A 16,638-nucleotide genomic window follows, 5' to 3' on the forward strand; every position below is an offset into this window, starting at 1 on the left:
TCACCCGGATAGGAGTCAGATGAGCGCAGGCGTGCAAACCGGAACGATCACCACCCAGGTGCCGGCCCGGCTGGACCGGCTGCCCTGGTCGCGATTTCACTGGCGGGTCGTCGTCGGCCTCGGCGGCGTCTGGATCCTCGACGGCCTCGAGGTCACCATGGTGGGCAACGTGTCCTCCCGCCTCACCGAAAAGGGCAGCGGCATCGAGCTCAACGCCGCGCAGATCGGGATGGCGGCGGCGTTCTACATCGCCGGGGCCTGCCTGGGCGCGCTGTTCTTCGGTCACCTGACCGACCGCTTCGGGCGGCGCAGCCTGTTCATCCTGACCCTCGCGGTGTACCTGGCCGCCACCGTCGCGACCGCATTCGCTTTCGCCCCTTGGTATTTCTTCATCGCCCGCTTCTTCACCGGCTCCGGCATCGGCGGCGAATACGCGGCGATCAATTCGGCGATCGACGAGTTGATTCCCGCGCGCGTGCGCGGTCGGGTGGACCTGATGATCAACGGGACCTACTGGCTGGGGTCGGCGGCGGGAGCGGCCGGCGCCCTGGTCCTCCTGGACACCTCGAATTTCGCGCCGAACATCGGGTGGCGGCTCGCATTTGGCGTCGGCGCCATTTTCGGCATCTTCGTGCTACTCGTCCGGCGCAACGTCCCGGAAAGTCCCCGGTGGTTGTTCATCCACGGCCGCGCGGAGGAGGCCGAGCGGGTCGTTGGCGAGATCGAGGCGGAAGTGCAGCGCGACACCGGTAAGCCGCTGCCGCAGCCGGGGGGCCGCCCGCTCAAAGTCCGCCAACGCGAGACGATTTCGTTCCGGGAGATCGCCAGGGTGGCGTTCACGCTGTACCCCCGGCGCGCGGTGCTCGGGCTGGCGCTGTTCATCGGGCAGGCGTTCCTCTACAACGGGGTGACGTTCAACCTCGGCACGCTGTTGAGCGGCTTCTACGGGGTTCCGTCCGCGAAGGTGCCGCTGTTCTTCATCCTTTGGGCGCTCAGCAATTTCGTCGGCCCCCTGGCCCTCGGGCACCTGTTCGACACCGTCGGCCGCAAACCGATGATCAGCGCGACCTACATCGGCTCGGCCGTCGTCGCCGTCGTGTTGGCGGTGGTGTTCGTGACGGGGACCGGCGGCGCCTGGACGTTCATCGCCGTCCTCGCGATGGCGTTCTTCTTGGCCTCGGCGGGGGCGAGCGCGGCCTACTTGACCGTCAGCGAGATCTTCCCGATGGAGACCCGGGCGCTGGCGATCGCGTTCTTCTACGCGGTCGGGACGGCGATCGGCGGCATCAGCGGCCCGCTGCTGTTCGGCCAGTTGATCAATTCCGGGCAGCGCGGTGAGGTGGTCTGGTCGTTCCTCATCGGAGCGGCGGTGATGGCCGTCGCGGGCCTGATCGAGCTGTGGCTGGGCGTCGCCGCCGAGCGGCGCCCGCTGGAAGAGCTGGCGCTGCCCTTGACGGTGGCCGACGCCGCGCGCGACGAGGAAGCGCCCCGCAAGCGCTAGCCGCCACCCCGGCACGCGTCTCACGATCGCAACCATCGCGGACCCAGCGTTGACACGGGCGTAACAGATTTGCCATCGAACGTTCCTATGGTGGGGCGGTCCGTCGTCCGCCACGTGAACCGTGGGGCCCCCCAGCGATAGGAATTCAATTGAGCGGAAACGCTGTCCGTCTGCAGGCGATCAACAACGTCGAGGCGTATGTTCCCCCGGCCATCAGCTTCGTGCCCGGGGAGACCCCGGGCGAGATTTTCGGCTCGAACGTCTTCACCAAGGCGGAAATGCAGGCGCGACTGCCCAAGTCGGTGTTCAAGTCCATCGTGGCCACCATCGAGAAAGGCGCCAAGCTCGACCCCGCGGTCGCCGACACGGTGGCGGTGGCCATGAAGGACTGGGCGCTGGAGAAGGGTGCCACCCACTACGCCCACGTGTTCTACCCGATGACCGGCCTGACCGCCGAGAAGCATGACAGCTTCCTGGAGCCCATCTCGGACGGGCAGACGCTCGCCGAGTTCGCCGGCAAGACCCTCATCCAGGGCGAGCCCGACGCCTCCAGCTTCCCCTCGGGTGGGCTGCGCAGCACCTTCGAAGCGCGCGGCTACACCGGCTGGGACGTCACCAGCCCGGCTTACATTCTGGAGAACCCGAACGGCAACACGCTCTGCATCCCAACGGTTTTCGTGTCGATGACCGGCGAGGCACTGGACTACAAGACACCGCTGCTGCGCAGCCAGCAGGCCATGGGCATCCACGCCGAGCGCATCCTGAAGCTGTTCGGCCACAAGGAGCTCAACAAGGTCGTGTCGTTCTGCGGCCCGGAGCAGGAGTACTTCCTGGTCGACCGGCACTTCTTCCTGGCCCGGCCGGACCTGGTCAACGCCGGCCGCACGGTGTTCGGTGCGAAGCCGCCCAAAGGGCAGGAGTTCGACGACCACTACTTCGGCGCGGTGCCCGAGCGCGTCCTCGGTTTCATGATGGACACCGAGCGGGAGCTGTTCAAACTGGGCATTCCCGCCAAAACCCGGCACAACGAGGTGGCCCCGGGCCAGTTCGAGGTGGCGCCGATGTTCGAGCGTGCCAATATCGCCTCCGACCACCAGCAGCTGCTGATGACGATCTTTAAGACGATCGCCAAGAAGCACGGGATGGAATGCCTGTTCCACGAGAAGCCGTTCGCCGGCGTCAACGGCTCGGGCAAGCACGTCAACTTCTCGGTGGGCAACGCCGAATTGGGTTCGCTTCTCGTCCCGGGCGACACCCCGCACGAGAACGCCCAGTTCCTGGTGTTCTGTGCGGCGGTGATCCGTGCCGTGCACAAGTTCGCCGGGCTGCTCCGGGTGTCGGTGGCGTCGGCCACCAACGACCACCGGTTGGGCGCCAACGAGGCACCGCCGGCGATCATCTCGATCTTCCTCGGAGAGCAGCTCGCCGACGTGTTCGAGCAGATCGCCAAAGGCGCGGCCACATCGTCGAAGGGCAAGGGCACCATGATCATCGGTGTCGACACGCTGCCCCCGCTGCCGACCGATGCCGGCGACCGCAACCGCACCAGTCCGTTCGCGTTCACCGGCAACAGGTTTGAATTCCGGGCCCCGGGTTCTGGGCAGACCGTTGCCGTGCCGATGATCGTGCTCAACACGATCATGGCCGACTCGTTCGACTACATGGCCTCTATCTTGGAGAAAGCCGTCGCAGACGGCGAGGACTTCGATGCGGCGGTACAGAAGCTGCTCACCGACGTCATCACCGAACACGGCGCGGTGGTGTTCAACGGGGACGGGTATTCGGAGAACTGGCAGATCGAGGCGGCCGAGCGGGGCCTGCCGAACCTGAAGACCACGCTGGACGCGATCCCCGAGCTGATCAAGCCGGAATCGATCGAACTCTTCGAGAAGTACGGCGTGTTCAACGACCGCGAACTGCACAGCCGCTACGAGGTCCGGCTGGAGCAGTACGCGCTGACCATCGCGGTCGAAGCAAAGCTGGCGCTCGAGATCGGGACGACGGTCATCCTCCCGGCCGCGATCCGCTACCAGACGGAGCTTGCGCAGAACGTCGCGGCCTTGAAAAAGGCCGGCGTGGAGCCGAGTATGGCTGCATTGGAAGGAGTTTCGGCTCCGATTGCCGATCTGTCCGCGGCGTTGGCGACGTTGAAGTCTGCACTGACGGGCCACTCGGCATCGTCGGCCCTCGAAGAGGCCACGCACGCCCAGCACGAGCTGCTACCGGCGATGGAAGCCGTGCGCACGGCCGTCGACACGCTGGAAAGCGTTGTCGCCGACGATCTGTGGCCGCTTCCCACCTACCAGGAGATGTTGTACATCCTGTGACGGACTTCGTCGGGCGTGGGGGCCGGCCGCGTAAGCGGCGGTGATCCGCGGCCCTCACGCCCGGCGATCCGCGCACGCAGCGCAAGAATTCCGCAAGGACTTCACCAAGTTCTGGCAAGTTCGGTGCCGCAACCTTTCTGCTGACGGGCGATCGCCCTGTGGCCGAAAGGATCGGAAGTGCGCAAAACCCCCGAGGGCAAGACTTACGATCTCGCCATGCCGCTCGCGGTCGGCCAGGTGTTTGCCGGATACACGATCCGTCGGCTGCTGGGATCGGGCGGCATGGGCCAGGTGTACCTGGCGGCGCACCCACGGCTGCCGCGCGAGGACGCGCTGAAGGTGCTGCCGCCGGAACTGACCGCCGACGCGGAATTCCGGGCCCGTTTCGCGCGCGAGGCCGACCTGGCGGCGGGGTTGTCACACCCGCACATCGTGCGAGTCCACGACCGCGGCGAGGAGGACGGCCACTTCTGGATCTCGATGGCCTACGTGCCCGGCACCGACGCGGGCCGGCTGCTGCTCGAAAACGACCCCGGCGGACTGCCGCTCGACGGGGTGGTGTCGATCATCACCGCGGTTGCCTCGGCGCTGGACTACGCCCACCATCGCGGGCTGCTGCACCGCGACGTCAAGCCCGCCAACATCCTGTTGACCGACCCCGACGGTCAGGACCGGCGGGTGTTTCTGGCCGACTTCGGTATCGCCCGGCGCATCGAGGATGCCACCGGTCTGACCGCGACCAACATGACGGTCGGCACGGTCGCCTACGCGGCGCCCGAGCAGCTCAAGGGCGAGCCCATCGACGGGCGCGCCGATCAATACGCCTTGGCCTGCACGGCTTTTCACCTGCTGACCGGTGCGGCGCCCTACGTCGATGCCAATCCCGCAGTGGTGATCAGCCAGCACGTCAACGCCGCGCCGCCCTCCATCGGTGCACGGCGGCCGGAGCTGGCCGCGCTGGACCCGGTGTTCGCCACCGCGATGGCCAAGGAGCCTTCGCAGCGATTCGGCAGCTGCGGGGAGTTCGCCGCCCACCTCGGCCAGCAGGCCGGCCCGGGCTACGCCTATGCCGGCCAGATTCCGCCCCGCCCCGACAACGAAGTCACTCAGCCCTCGTTCGGCGGGGCCGGGCCCACCGCGCCGCTGCGGCCGACGAAACGGTTGCGCCGCCGCCCGGCCGTCCTGATCCCCGCGCTGGCGGGCGTCGCGGCGCTGATCGCGGGCGGCGTCTGGGCGGGGGATCGGCTCACCCAGTCCCACCGGCCGTCGCCCGCTGCGGCGCCCACGGCCGCCCCGACCCCGCCGCCTAACGCCGGTCCGTTCACGGGTGTCTACCGGGCCGACTTCGCGCGGATCACCAGCATCGAGGGCATGCCGCCGCCGGGCGCCGCGCCGACCACGGAGACGTGGGGCGTGAGTTCCGCGTGCCGTCCCACCGGGTGCGTGGCGATCGCGACACGCCTGACCGGCGAGACCATGCAGGTGCCGACCATGGTGCTGGACCAGGTCAACGGAAGCTGGCTGGCCGTGAGCGCCGGCTCGAGCACGTGCGGCAAGGCCGACGGTGAAATCTGGGAGACGTTCACGCTGCAACCGCGTCCCGACGGCACGCTGGCCGGCGAGGCCACCGAGATGATGGCCAAGGGGTGCGCCAACAAACGAAGCGTGACCTTCACCCGCACCGGCGATGTCGACGTCACGAGCATGGCCGATCCGAACGCCCTGCCGCCGCGGGTCGTGTCGCCGGCCGTGGGTGTGCACGGCCATTACCAGGAGACGGGCACGCAGCCGAACGGTTACCGCGAGCAGAACGACTTCGTGGTCCGTACGGACTGCCTGCGCAACGGTGACCGGTGCCTGAGCTTCTTCCACAAACCACCGCTGTCGGCCATGGCGCTGGTATTCGATGGCGGGGCTTGGACTTACGACCGCGAATTCGACATGCCCTGCACGCGGGGCGGCGCCATGGAGCACACCAGGATCGTCGCGCACTTCCCGATGCCCCAGCCCCCGCAGGACCCGATTCCGCTGATCAGCGGACACGGTCACGAGGACGTGACCGGGCCGCCGTCGCCCTGCAAGAGCACCGACGTCGATATCAAATTCGCGCGCACCGGCGACTGACCGGCTTCCGGGGGCCCACAAACTAGGGCCAATGGTCCCTACCCCCATGGGGTATTCCTGTGCGATCCTGCAAGCCATGACGGAAACACCCGAATCCACAATCGAACCGACCACCGCGACCGGGCCGCCCCGGCACGACAACCGGTATGGCGCATCCAGCCGCTTGGGCCAAGCCGCGGCGTGGGTGGTCATCGTTGCCGGGACGCTCTTCGTCGTCTCGGTGATTCTGTTCTGGGGGCTGCTGTTGGGCTGGTCCTCGGGCAGCCACTACGGCTGGTACCGCGGGTATTACGTCGGACACTCCGGTAGCTGCCCGATGATGGGAACCGGCGGAATGGGCGGCATGATGGGGCCCGGCGGAATGGGCGGCATGATGGGGCCGGGCGGGATGATGGGCCCGGGTGGGATGATGGGGCCGCCGCAAACACCCTCGGCGCCAACGCCTCCCACACCGCACCCCTAACGCCGCGTGGCCGGGGCAAATCACCCGGCGCGGCAACGCCGTCGGCGGCTTATCCGATCAGTTTGGTGAGCCAGGTCGGATCCTGATAGTTCACCGACTTGGTGCCGTCCCACACGAATGGCGTGCCGGTGGCGTTGAGCCCGCTCAACGTCGCGTCCCCGGCCGCGGCCTTGGCTTTGGCGGTGGCGACATCGTCACCGGCTTTGATGCAGTCGATCACGCTGGCATCGGCGCCGACGGTCTTGGCCAACTGCGCCAGTTCGCCGTCGGTGCGATCCTCGGGGGCGTTCTCTGCGGGCTGGAAGGTGCTGGCGAACAGGCCGGAGTAGAAGTCGCTGTAGAGCTTCGGATCATTCTGCGCCGCAACGCAATACGTGGCAGCCACCGCGCGAGTCGAGTAGGTTTTGCTATGCGACTTGTCGTCGAGGAAGTTGAGCAGGTGATAGCGCACCGCCAGCTTCTTGTTGTTCACCGCGCTTTCGATGTCGCTCGCATTGGACCGGATGAAGCTGCCGCACGGCGGGCAGATGGGCTCGTTGAAGATGTCGATCGTCGTCGGTGCCGCCGCGCTGCCGATGGACACGCCGTCGTCGAGCACTTTGAGCTCGACCGCGTCCGGCGGGGGTGGCGCCGACGTCGGGGCGGGCGTGGGCCGGGACGAAGACGATTGCCACGGATGGGCGGCGACGACGGCCAATACGCCGGCGACGGCGACCACGACGGTCACGGCGGCGCCCACCCACAGCCACGGCTTGTGCCCGCCCCGGGGCGGCTGTCCCCACGGCGGTGCGCCGGTGCTCCCCATATCGCCCGTGCCCCAAGGCGGAGTTCCGGGCCATCCCGTCGGCTGTGGCACCGGTCCACCGCCGATGACCGGTGACCCGGTCGCCGGGGTCGCGGGCCACACCGGGCCCTGGGGCGGCGCGTGGTTGGCCACGGCGGACGGCACCGACGCGTAGCCGCTGGGCTGCTGGCCGGCGAACGCCGCGGGCAGCTTGGCCACCTGGCTGCGCTCCAGGATGTCGGTGGCCCGATCCTGATCGGGTGTGGCCAGCGCGGCGTAGGCGGCCGACGACAGGTCGCCGCACGTCGCATAGCGCGCGGCGGGGTCCTTGGCCATGCCGCGGGCGATCACGGCGTCGAAGGCCACCGGGATGCTCGGCCGCGCGACACTGGGCCGCGGGATTGCCTGGTTGAGGTGCGCCCCCATCACGCTGATGGTGTCGCCCGTGTACGGCGGGGTCCCCGTCAGGCACTCATAGAGCACGCAGGTCAGCGCGTAGATGTCGGCGCGGTAGGTCACTTCGCTGTCGCTGAACCGCTCCGGCGCCATGTATTTGACCGTGCCCACGGTGGTGCCGAACTGCGTCAGCTTGTCGTCCGACGTCGCGCTCGCGATCCCGAAGTCGACGAGATAGGCGAAATCGTCGGCGCTGACGAGAATGTTCTCCGGCTTGACGTCGCGATGCATCACCCCGGCCGCGTGCGCCGCGTCGAGCGCCGAGCCGATCTGGCGCACGATCGCCACGGCGCGCGGCGGCGCCAGCGGCCCGAACCGGCTCAGCGTGGTGGCCAGGTTCTTGCCGTCGATCAGGCGCATGTCCACGTACAGCTGGCCGTCGATCTCGCCGAAGTCATGAATCGGCACGACGTGGGGCTCCTGCAGCCGCCCCGCGGTGCGGGCCTCGCGCTGCATGCGCGAGCGGAAGACCGGATCGCTGGACAGCGTCTGCGACATGAGCTTGAGCGCCACGATGCGTTCGCGCACCGTATCCTCGGCCTCGTAGACGTCGCCCATGCCGCCGCGACCCACCAGCCGCCGCAGCCGATACGGCCCGAACTGCGAACCCTCCCGCGAATCCGCGGTCGTGTCACCCATCGCCGACTCCTCATCCGGGGCCGCAATCACCTACAAGCATGGCCTGCCAGGCATAAGGCTAATGGCTTCGGCGGCGCCCGGGCACCGTGAATAGCGAGAAAGCCAGCTCATGGCGACTTTGCTGGGCGTGGGACCTGCGGGCCGGACGGCGTGGGCAGGGGCTCAGCGGCATTCCTCGTCGCCGGCTTTGCGTTCGCTGAGACCCTCGCGGGACAGCGCCCGGACGAAGCCGTAAGCCTGCATCCCCGCGGGGCCGGGATTTTTGACGATCCAGTCGTTGATCTTTCCCAGGGCGTTGGCCAAGTCGTCGCGCCTGACCCGGATCAGATACGTCTTTCGATCGTCGTGCGGGTCGTCGAGCGATTCGGCGACGGCGACGGGATTGCGGAACGCGTAGGCGATCCCGTGCACCGAGTCGTGGTTGAGCGCCCAGTGCAGCTCGCCGGGCCGCAATCGGTTCACCGCCAGGTTGCGGTATTCGTCCTCGCCGTTTGCATCGCTCACGTGGCCGGTGATCCTCCTCTCCGGTGCCCGCGAGTGGTCGGACGACGATGGGCTGAAGGCAGTGTCGCGCAGGCAATTCGATGAAAATATTCCAAGCTTTCATCATAGGAAGCCGCGTGACTCGCTGCATGCCGAGCGGCCGTCCAGCAATCGCCGCGGCACTGCCCTCAACCGCACCGGGCGACGTAGAGTTACCCGCGACGCAATTTATGGCTATCTCCGCTGGCTGCGAGGACGCATGACCGAACGCATCGAGACCAGTCGCACCATCCCGGCGCCCGCCGCCGACATCTTCGCGGTGCTGTGCGATCCGCACGGCCACGTCGCGATCGACTCCTCGGGGATGCTCCAGGACGCCGACGGCGAATCGGTGACGGGTGCCGGGGACAGCTTCGTGGTGCACATGGACCGCGAGTCGCTCAATGACTTCCCGCAGCTCGGCAAGTACGACGTCACCGTCAGCATCGAAGAGTTCGAGCAGGATCGGCTGATCTCGTGGACGGTTCTCGGCCAGATCCGCCCGCAGATCGGCCATCTCTACGGTTACCTGCTCGAACCGGCCGGCGACGGCGTTTCCACCGTGGTCACCTCGTTCTACGACTGGTCGAACATCGACGCGAAGTGGCGGGACGCCGGAATCTTCCCGGTACTGTCCGAGGGCGCGTTGCGGGCGACCCTGGGCATTCTGGACCGGACGGTCCGCCGGGGCTATCCCCGCGGCTGACCAGTCAACGGCGGTATTTCAGATACAGGTAGTCGTCGCAGGCCAGCGCGTGCTCGAGCCGCATCGCGACCGGCACCGACAGCCGCGCGGGCCGTCGCAGGCCCACGGGCTGGCCCCCAGCCAGCTTGGGCGCCAGGGTCACGCAGATTTCGGCGATGGCGTCGGCGTCCACCAACTTGTCGAGCAGGGTGGGTCCGCCCTCGCACAGGATGCGGCGCATGCCTTGTTCGCGCAGCAACTCGACGGCGCGGCTGACGTCGACGGAGTCGTCGCCGACGACGACGGCCCGCGGGTCGTTGCCGACGTCGTGCCGGGCGGGCGACCGTGCGCAGGTCACCAGGATCGGCGGCTGGTCGGGGTCGCTGAACAGCCTGGCCGGCAGTTCACCGCTGCTGCTGACCACGGCGATCGGTGGCGGCGCGGTCCGCCCTTCGGCGTGCCGCTTCTGCCGTTGCGCATCGGTCAACCGCACCGGGCCATAGTTTTCGGCGCGCGCGGTGCCGGCACCGACCAGCACCACGTCGGCGAAGCTGCGCAGGATCCGCAGCAGGTGCTGATCGGTGGGACACGACAGCGGTCCGGCGCGGCCACCGAAGGCGGCGGCGCCGTCGGCGCTGAAGATCATGTTGGCGCGCACGCCGTCCGGGGGATCGGCGTAGAACGACGCCAATTCGGTGATGTCGCCGACGGCGCCCACCCGTGCGGACTCGGTCACGTCAGGCCTCGTGACCCGGTTCCAGGTGGCGCACGTCGCCGAATGACACCCATTCCTCCAGTTCCTGCGGCGGGCGACCATCCACCGGCTCCAACAAGTGCCCGACGTGGTCGCCCAGGGAGAACCGATCGAGGATCCTGCCGGCGAACCAGGCGGCCGCGTCGTCGAGGATGGGCAGCCGCGCAGGGCCGCGATGCCACGAGCACCGCTCGAACTTGTTGACCGCGTCGCCGGTCTGGCTGCCGAAGAATTCCACGACATCGATGTGCTCGCGGTCGAACACGTGCACAGCCAGGTGGCTGGCCCCGGTGGCCACCCGGAACGTGTGGTTCTTCTTGGAAAGGCCGACCAGGAAACGCGGCGGGTGGATGCTGGTTTGGCTGGCGAAACCGACCAGGCAGCCGGCGTCGACGCCGTCGGCGTGCGTGGTCACCACGAACATCGGATAGTTCAGCAGCGCCACCAGCTTTTCGAATGCTTCCGTTCCGGGCTCGGCCACCCGTTCAGTCTTCCCGTTCGGGCCGGCCGGGAATCGCCGTGGGGGCACCTACGCCTGGCAGCAGGCCTCTTCGGCTTCGCCGCTGGCGGGCCCGAAGGTGTCGGAGTCGGCCAGGACGGTGTAGACCTCCCAGCTTTCACCGCCGGGGGCGGTGACCCACACCTTGTCCTGGGCGGCAAAGCAGCAGGTGGTGTTCATCTCTTCCTCGGTGAAGAGCCCGTGGGCGCCGAGACGGCCGATTTCGGCGTGCACCGCGTCCGTGGACGACACCTCGACGCCGAGATGGTTGAGCGTGCCGCCGTGGCCCGGATTCTCGAACAGCACCAGCTTGAGCGGCGGTTCGGCGATGGCGAAGTTGGCGTAGCCGGGCTTGACCTTGGCGGGTTCGGTGTCGAACAGCTTGGAGTAAAACGCGATCGCCTCGTCGAGGTCGTCGACGTTGAGGGCTAGCTGCACGCGGGACATGTTCATTCCTTTCTGCGGGTGCGGGTCGTCATGAGGGGGTGGACGTGGGCAGGAGTTCGGCGATCAACGCGCGGACGCGGCCGGCGATGTCGTCGCGGATGGCGCGCACGGTGCCCAGCGGTTGGCCGGCGGGGTCGGGCAGTTTCCAGTCGCGGTAGGACACCCCGGGAAAGTACGGGCAGGCGTCCCCGCAGCCCATGGTGATCACCACGTCGCTGCTGCGCGCCGCGTCTGCCGTGAGGATCGCGGGGGTGGCGGCCGCGATGTCGATTCCGATTTCGGCCATCGCCGCGATGGCAACGGGGTTGACCGCCTCGGCGGGTTCGGTTCCCGCGCAGCGGATCTCGATGCGCTCTCCCGCGAGGTGCCTCAGCAAGCCGGCCGCCATCTGCGACCGCCCGGCGTTGTGGACGCAGACGAACAGGACGCTGGGTTTGTCGGCCATCGGTTACGGCTCCCGGAACAACCGGGTTCGCAGCGCGAGGGATACGTAGACCAGCCCGACGAGGACGGGCACTTCGATCAACGGCCCGACGACCCCGGCCAGGGCCTGCCCCGACGCGGCGCCATAGGTCGCGATCGCCACGGCGATGGCCAACTCGAAATTGTTGCCGGCGGCGGTGAACGCCAGCGTGGTGGTGCGGGCATAGCCGAGCCGCAGCAGCAATCCCAGGGCATATCCGCCGGCCCACATGATCGCGAAGTAGGCCAGCAGTGGGATCGCGATGCGGGCGACATCCCATGGCCGCGAGGTGATTTGGTGGCCCTGCAGGGCGAACAGGAGGACGATGGTGAACAGCAATCCGTACAGGGCCCACGGGGCGACGCGCGGCAGGAAGCGGTTCTCGTACCAATCGCGCCCCCGCGACCGTTCACCGAGGCGGCGCGACAGGTATCCGGCCAGCAGCGGGACGCCGAGGAACACGAGCACGGATTGCGCGATCTGCCAAGGGGAGACGGCGATACCGGTTTGAGGCAAACCCAGCCAGCCGGGCAGCACGGACAGGTAGAACCAGCCCAGCGCGGCGAACATGGCAACCTGAAACAGCGAGTTGAACGCGACCAGCACGGCCGCGGCTTCGCGGTCCCCACGCGCCAGGTCGTTCCAGATGATGACCATGGCGATGCAGCGCGCCAGCCCGACGATGATCAGCCCGGTGCGGTACTCCGGCAGGTCCGGCAGCAACAGCCAGGCCAGGGCGAACATCACCGCGGGCCCAATCAGCCAATTGAGCGCCAGCGCGGTCACCAGCAGGCGGCGGTCGCCGGTGACCTCGTCGAGTCGGTCGTAGCGCACTTTGGCCAACACCGGATACATCATGACCAGCAGGCCGATCGCGATGGGCAGCGAAATGCCTTGCACGGCAACCGCGCTCAACGCCGACCCCAGCCCCGGGATGAGGCGGCCCAGCAGCAACCCTGCGGCCATCGCCGCCGCGATCCACACCGGCAGGAACCGATCCAGCGTGGACAGGCGGGTGGCGACCGCGTCGGCGGCGGGCGCCGACGTCGGGGTTTGGGTCACGAGGGGTCGCCCACCCGCAGGACCGCTGAGAGCTGGTGCAAAGCAGCGGGAATCACCCAGTAGTACACCCAGGTGCCGCGCCGCTCGCAGTCCAGCAGACCGGCCGCGCGCAGCAGCTTGAGGTGATGAGAAATCGTCGGCTGCGAGACGTCGAAAGTCGCCGAAATTTCGCAGACGCAGGCCTCGCCGCCCGGGTGGCCGGCGATCAGGCTCAGCAGGCGCAGGCGCACCGGGTCGGCCAACGCCTTGAACATCGCCGCCAGGTCGACTGCCTGCGCCTCGTCCATGGTCGCCGCCCCGAGCGTCGGGCAGCACGCCGGCGACTGATTCGACATCCATCTATATAAACACTTATCGAATCAGTCGGCAAGGCCGGCGTCGGCTCAGGCTCGATCGGTGGGTCGTGCCGCGCGCCGAAGCGCATAGGCCGCGACGCCGATGCCCAGCACGATCGCGCCCGCCAGCACCGAAGACGGCGGCATCGCGAATGCCAGGACCACGCACCCGATTAGCCCGATCACCGGGATCGCGCGGCGCGGGCGGCCCTCGTCGGGCCGCAGGGTGAACGCGGAGGCGTTGGCGACGGCGTAGTAGATCAGCACGGCAAAGGAGGAAAAGCCGATCGCGCCCCGCAGGTCGACGATGGCGGCCGACACCGACACGATGGCCCCGATCACCAGCTCGGCCCGGTGGGGCACCCGGAACCTCGGGTGCACGGCGGTCAGCACATGGGGGAGGTGGTGGTCGCGCGCCATGGCCAGGGTGGTGCGGGAGACCCCGAGGATCAGCGCGAGCAACGAACCCACCGCCGCCACCGTCGCACCCACCCCGACCACGGGCACCAGCCAGCCGATTCCCGCCACCCGCACCGCATCCGACAGCGGTGCCGGGGAATCGGCCAGCCGCCGCGGTCCCAGCGCGCTGAGTGCGGCAACGGCCACCAACGCGTAGACAGCCAGGGCGATGCCGAGCGCGAGGGGGATCGCCCGCGGGATGGTGCGCGCGGGGTCGCGGACCTCCTCGCCCAGCGTGGCGATCCGCGCATAGCCCGCGAACGCGAAGAACAACAGCCCCGCGGCCTGGATCACCCCGCCCGCAGTGACACCGGTCAGGCGCAGGTGATCGGCGCCGACGCTGCGAGAGGTGAACGCGGCCACGACCACCGCGGCCAGCACGGCCAGCACCACCGCGACGATGACGCGGGTCAGCCAGGCCGACTTCTGCATCCCGGCGTAGTTCACCGCCGTCAGCGCGACCACCGCGGCGACGGCCACCGCGTGCGCCTGCGCGGGCCACGCGTAGGAGCCGACGGTCAATGCCATCGCCGCGCAGGAGGCGGTCTTGCCGACGACAAAGCCCCACCCCGCCAGATATCCCCAGAACTCCCCGAGCCGCTGGCGGCCATACACATAAGTGCCGCCGGAGGCCGGGTACAGGGCGGCCAGCCGAGCCGACGAGGTGGCGTTGCAATAGGCCACCACCGCCGCCAGCGCCAGCCCCACCAGCAGCCCCGAGCCGGCGGCACGCGCGGCGGGGCCGAGTGCGGCGAAAATCCCGGCGCCGATCATCGAGCCCAACCCGATCACGACCGCGTCGAACACACCCAGGCTTCGTCGAAGCTCGGGGTTCGTCGCGTTCACGGCCGGTAACCTATCAAATCTGTTTGATGTATTGTGCGAAGGGTGGCGGCGACCGATCGGGCGGTGGTTCCCCAGCTGATGCGGATGGCCTCGCATCCGGTGCGCTGGGCGCTGCTGACCGAACTCGCGGCCGGCGACCACCGGGTGCGGGAACTGGCCGCCGCCGTCGACGAACCGCAAAACCTCGTCTCGTATCACCTGCGGCTGTTGCGCTCGGCCGGCCTGATCGACGCGCGGCGCAGCAACTTCGACGGCCGCGACACCTATTACCGGCTGAACCTGACCAGCTGTGCGGGGGCGTTCGCCGACGCGGCGGCCGCGCTTCATCCGTCGCTCGCGGCGGCCCCCACCACGCAGCCGGCCGGATCGGTGCTGTTTTTGTGCTCCGGCAACAGCGCGCGCTCACCGATGGCCGAGGCGCTGCTCCGCAAGAAGGGCGGGACCCGCATCCGTGCCGCCAGCGCGGGCAGCCATCCCAAGCCCGAGTTGCACCCCAACGCGGTACGGGTCATGCGCGACATGTACGGCATCGACCTTCGTGACAGTCGGCCGCGGCCCCTGGCGGCGGTCGCCCGGCGGCGTTTCGATTACGTGATCACGTTGTGCGACAAGGTCCGCGAGTACGCCCACGAGCATGGCGTGGCCACGGCGATGCATTGGAGCCTGCCCGACCCGTCGGCCGCCGCGGGGAAGCGGGAGACCTACGCCGAATTCCGGCGCGTGGCAAGCGAACTGGATAGCCGTATCGAGTTCCTGCTGCCCGTTTTGGCCCGGGAGCGGTGAGCATGGCGGTCGATCGACGTCGATTCCTGAGAGGCGGTGGCCTGGCGCTGATCGCCGCGAGCGGCGGCGCGGGCCTGGCAACGGCCGCGTGTTCGCGGAGCGCACCTCCCGCCCCACCCAACGGCAAGCCGGATTACACCCTGCGGATCGGTACGTCAACGGTGGAGTTGGCACCGGATCGCATCGCGTCGACCTTGACCTACAACGGCCAATTCCCGGGTCCGTTGCTGCGGTTCGAGGAAGGCCGGCGGACGTGGGTGGACATCTTCAACGACACCGATTCGCCCGAGCAGCTGCACTGGCACGGCCAGCATGTGGGCGTCGACGTCGACGGCGCCGCCGAGGAGGGAACGCCCTACATCCCCGCGCACGGCATGCGGCGCATCTCCTTCGTCCCCGGCCCGGCCGGCTTCCGGTTCTATCACACTCACGTCGTCCCGCGCTCCGACCTGTCCCGCGGCCAATACAGCGGCCTGGTCGGCCCGGTCTACATCGAACCCCGGCAGAACGCCGGCTCCTACGACCAAGAGATCTTCTTGACGCTCAAGGAATTCGACCCCACCTTCAGCCGGCTCGGCGACATGGCCAGCGAGTTCTTCGCCGGCGAGCAGGACCCCGATCTCAGGGACAAGGGCGAGTCGGCGATGAAGGCCTCGCTCGACCGCGGCGATCCGCGCGGCTATGAGGTCAGCTACGGGGCGTTCGCGATCAACGGTCGCATGCTCGGCCACGGCGATCCCATCCGCGTCCAGACCGGGCAGCGGGTGTTGCTGCACGTCCTCAACGGCAGCGCCACCGAGACGCGTAGCCTGGCGTTGCCCGGGCATACCTTCAATGTGGTTGCGCTGGACGGGAACCCGGTGCCGAATCCGGCGCCCGTGCCGGTGCTGTGGCTCGGTGCGGCCGAACGCATTTCGGCGGTGGTCACAATGAACAACCCGGGAGTGTGGGTGCTGGGCGACCTGTCCGACGACGACCGCGGCCACGGCATGGGCGTGGTGGTGGAATACGCGGGCCGCGGCGGAGATCCGCAGTGGGCGCCGCCGCCGCCGTTCACATGGGATTACCGGCTGTTTGCGCCGCCCAACCCCGCGCCGCCTCCGGCGCCCGACCGCACCATCGGAATGCTGATCGAGAAGCGTAACGCCGCCGAGGGCGGCTTCAACCTCTGGACGATCAACGGGACACCCTTTTCGATGGACGCCAACGGGCCGGTGCTCGGCGTGCAACGCGACAAGCGCTATCGGCTGCGCTTCCGCAACGCCACCGACGATCTGCACCCGATGCACCTGCACCGGCACACCTTTGAGATCACCCGCGTCGCGGGGACACCGACCGGCGGCGTGCGCAAGGACGTCGCGATGCTGGGCGGCTACCAGAGCATGGAGATCGATTTCGTCGCCGATCAACCCGGCCTGTCCCTGTTGCACTGCCATCAGCAGATCCACATGGACTACGGGCTCATGCTGCTGCTCAACTGCAGCTGACC

The 16,638-nt window shown here is 68.4% G+C and carries 14 protein-coding genes and 1 pseudogene; 7 read left to right on the top strand and 8 right to left on the bottom strand.

Annotated features, from left to right (window positions below; all coding sequences use genetic code 11):
- Positions 1-19 precede the first annotated feature (19 nt).
- The 4 genes from BN4348_RS39775 to BN4348_RS39790 all read left to right on the top strand — a co-directional run bounded on the left by BN4348_RS39775 (position 20) and on the right by BN4348_RS39790 (position 6,415).
- Positions 20-1,501, top strand: coding sequence for an MFS transporter (locus BN4348_RS39775; protein WP_066911935.1), 1,482 nt, complete (start codon positions 20-22; stop codon positions 1,499-1,501).
- Positions 1,502-1,650: 149 nt separating this feature from the next.
- Positions 1,651-3,828: a glutamine synthetase III family protein gene (locus BN4348_RS39780; RefSeq protein WP_066911938.1), complete on the top strand. Its 2,178-nt coding sequence runs from the start codon at positions 1,651-1,653 to the stop codon at positions 3,826-3,828.
- A 177-nt stretch (positions 3,829-4,005) separates the two neighbouring features.
- Positions 4,006-5,952 carry a serine/threonine-protein kinase gene (locus tag BN4348_RS62445; RefSeq protein ID WP_066911941.1) on the top strand — a complete coding sequence of 649 codons (1,947 nt, stop codon included), beginning with the start codon at positions 4,006-4,008 and terminating at the stop codon, positions 5,950-5,952.
- A gap of 76 nt (positions 5,953-6,028) precedes the next feature.
- Positions 6,029-6,415 (top strand): hypothetical protein, encoded by a 387-nt coding sequence (locus BN4348_RS39790; RefSeq protein WP_066912070.1) that lies wholly within the window; start codon positions 6,029-6,031, stop codon positions 6,413-6,415.
- Between the two features lie 49 nt (positions 6,416-6,464).
- Here the strand turns inward: BN4348_RS39790 and BN4348_RS39795 are convergent, their stop codons facing one another.
- Together BN4348_RS39795 and BN4348_RS39800 are read right to left on the bottom strand one after the other, a co-directional pair.
- Positions 6,465-8,294, bottom strand: a complete 1,830-nt coding sequence (locus tag BN4348_RS39795) for a serine/threonine protein kinase PknE (protein WP_066911944.1) — start codon at positions 8,292-8,294, stop codon at positions 6,465-6,467.
- A 162-nt stretch (positions 8,295-8,456) separates the two neighbouring features.
- Positions 8,457-8,756, bottom strand: coding sequence for a hypothetical protein (locus BN4348_RS39800; RefSeq protein ID WP_372514015.1), 300 nt, complete (start codon positions 8,754-8,756; stop codon positions 8,457-8,459).
- A gap of 280 nt (positions 8,757-9,036) precedes the next feature.
- Between BN4348_RS39800 and BN4348_RS39805 the strand changes: the two genes are divergently transcribed.
- Positions 9,037-9,522 carry an SRPBCC family protein gene (locus tag BN4348_RS39805; RefSeq protein WP_066911950.1) on the top strand — a complete coding sequence of 162 codons (486 nt, stop codon included), beginning with the start codon at positions 9,037-9,039 and terminating at the stop codon, positions 9,520-9,522.
- A gap of 4 nt (positions 9,523-9,526) precedes the next feature.
- Here BN4348_RS39805 and BN4348_RS39810 read toward each other — a convergent pair whose 3' ends face one another.
- The 6 genes and pseudogenes from BN4348_RS39810 to BN4348_RS39835 form a co-directional block, all read right to left on the bottom strand.
- Positions 9,527-10,237 carry a pyrimidine reductase family protein gene (locus BN4348_RS39810; protein ID WP_066911953.1) on the bottom strand — a complete coding sequence of 237 codons (711 nt, stop codon included), beginning with the start codon at positions 10,235-10,237 and terminating at the stop codon, positions 9,527-9,529.
- 1 nt (position 10,238) lies between these two features.
- On the bottom strand, positions 10,239-10,736 hold the full coding sequence (locus tag BN4348_RS39815; RefSeq protein ID WP_066911955.1) for a flavin reductase family protein: 498 nt from the start codon (positions 10,734-10,736) through the stop codon (positions 10,239-10,241).
- A 48-nt stretch (positions 10,737-10,784) separates the two neighbouring features.
- Positions 10,785-11,201, bottom strand: coding sequence for an ArsI/CadI family heavy metal resistance metalloenzyme (locus BN4348_RS39820; protein ID WP_066912073.1), 417 nt, complete (start codon positions 11,199-11,201; stop codon positions 10,785-10,787).
- A gap of 28 nt (positions 11,202-11,229) precedes the next feature.
- Positions 11,230-12,726: pseudogene (gene arsB / locus BN4348_RS39825) on the bottom strand (ACR3 family arsenite efflux transporter).
- Entirely contained in the window at positions 12,723-13,061 is a 339-nt protein-coding gene (locus tag BN4348_RS39830) for an ArsR/SmtB family transcription factor (RefSeq protein WP_066911964.1), read from the bottom strand. Before BN4348_RS39830 ends, arsB begins: the two are co-directional and overlap by 4 nt.
- A 48-nt stretch (positions 13,062-13,109) precedes the next feature.
- Positions 13,110-14,366, bottom strand: a complete 1,257-nt coding sequence (locus BN4348_RS39835) for an APC family permease (protein ID WP_066911967.1) — start codon at positions 14,364-14,366, stop codon at positions 13,110-13,112.
- A gap of 42 nt (positions 14,367-14,408) precedes the next feature.
- Between BN4348_RS39835 and BN4348_RS39840 the strand changes: the two genes are divergently transcribed.
- Positions 14,409-15,149, top strand: coding sequence for a metalloregulator ArsR/SmtB family transcription factor (locus BN4348_RS39840; protein WP_235852700.1), 741 nt, complete (start codon positions 14,409-14,411; stop codon positions 15,147-15,149).
- Positions 15,146-16,636 carry a multicopper oxidase family protein gene (locus BN4348_RS39845; protein ID WP_066911970.1) on the top strand — a complete coding sequence of 497 codons (1,491 nt, stop codon included), beginning with the start codon at positions 15,146-15,148 and terminating at the stop codon, positions 16,634-16,636. The genes BN4348_RS39840 and BN4348_RS39845 overlap by 4 nt, the downstream gene beginning before the upstream one ends.
- Positions 16,637-16,638 lie beyond the last annotated feature (2 nt).

The organism is Mycobacterium interjectum (assembly GCF_900078675.2).
Classification (GTDB): domain Bacteria; phylum Actinomycetota; class Actinomycetes; order Mycobacteriales; family Mycobacteriaceae; genus Mycobacterium; species Mycobacterium interjectum.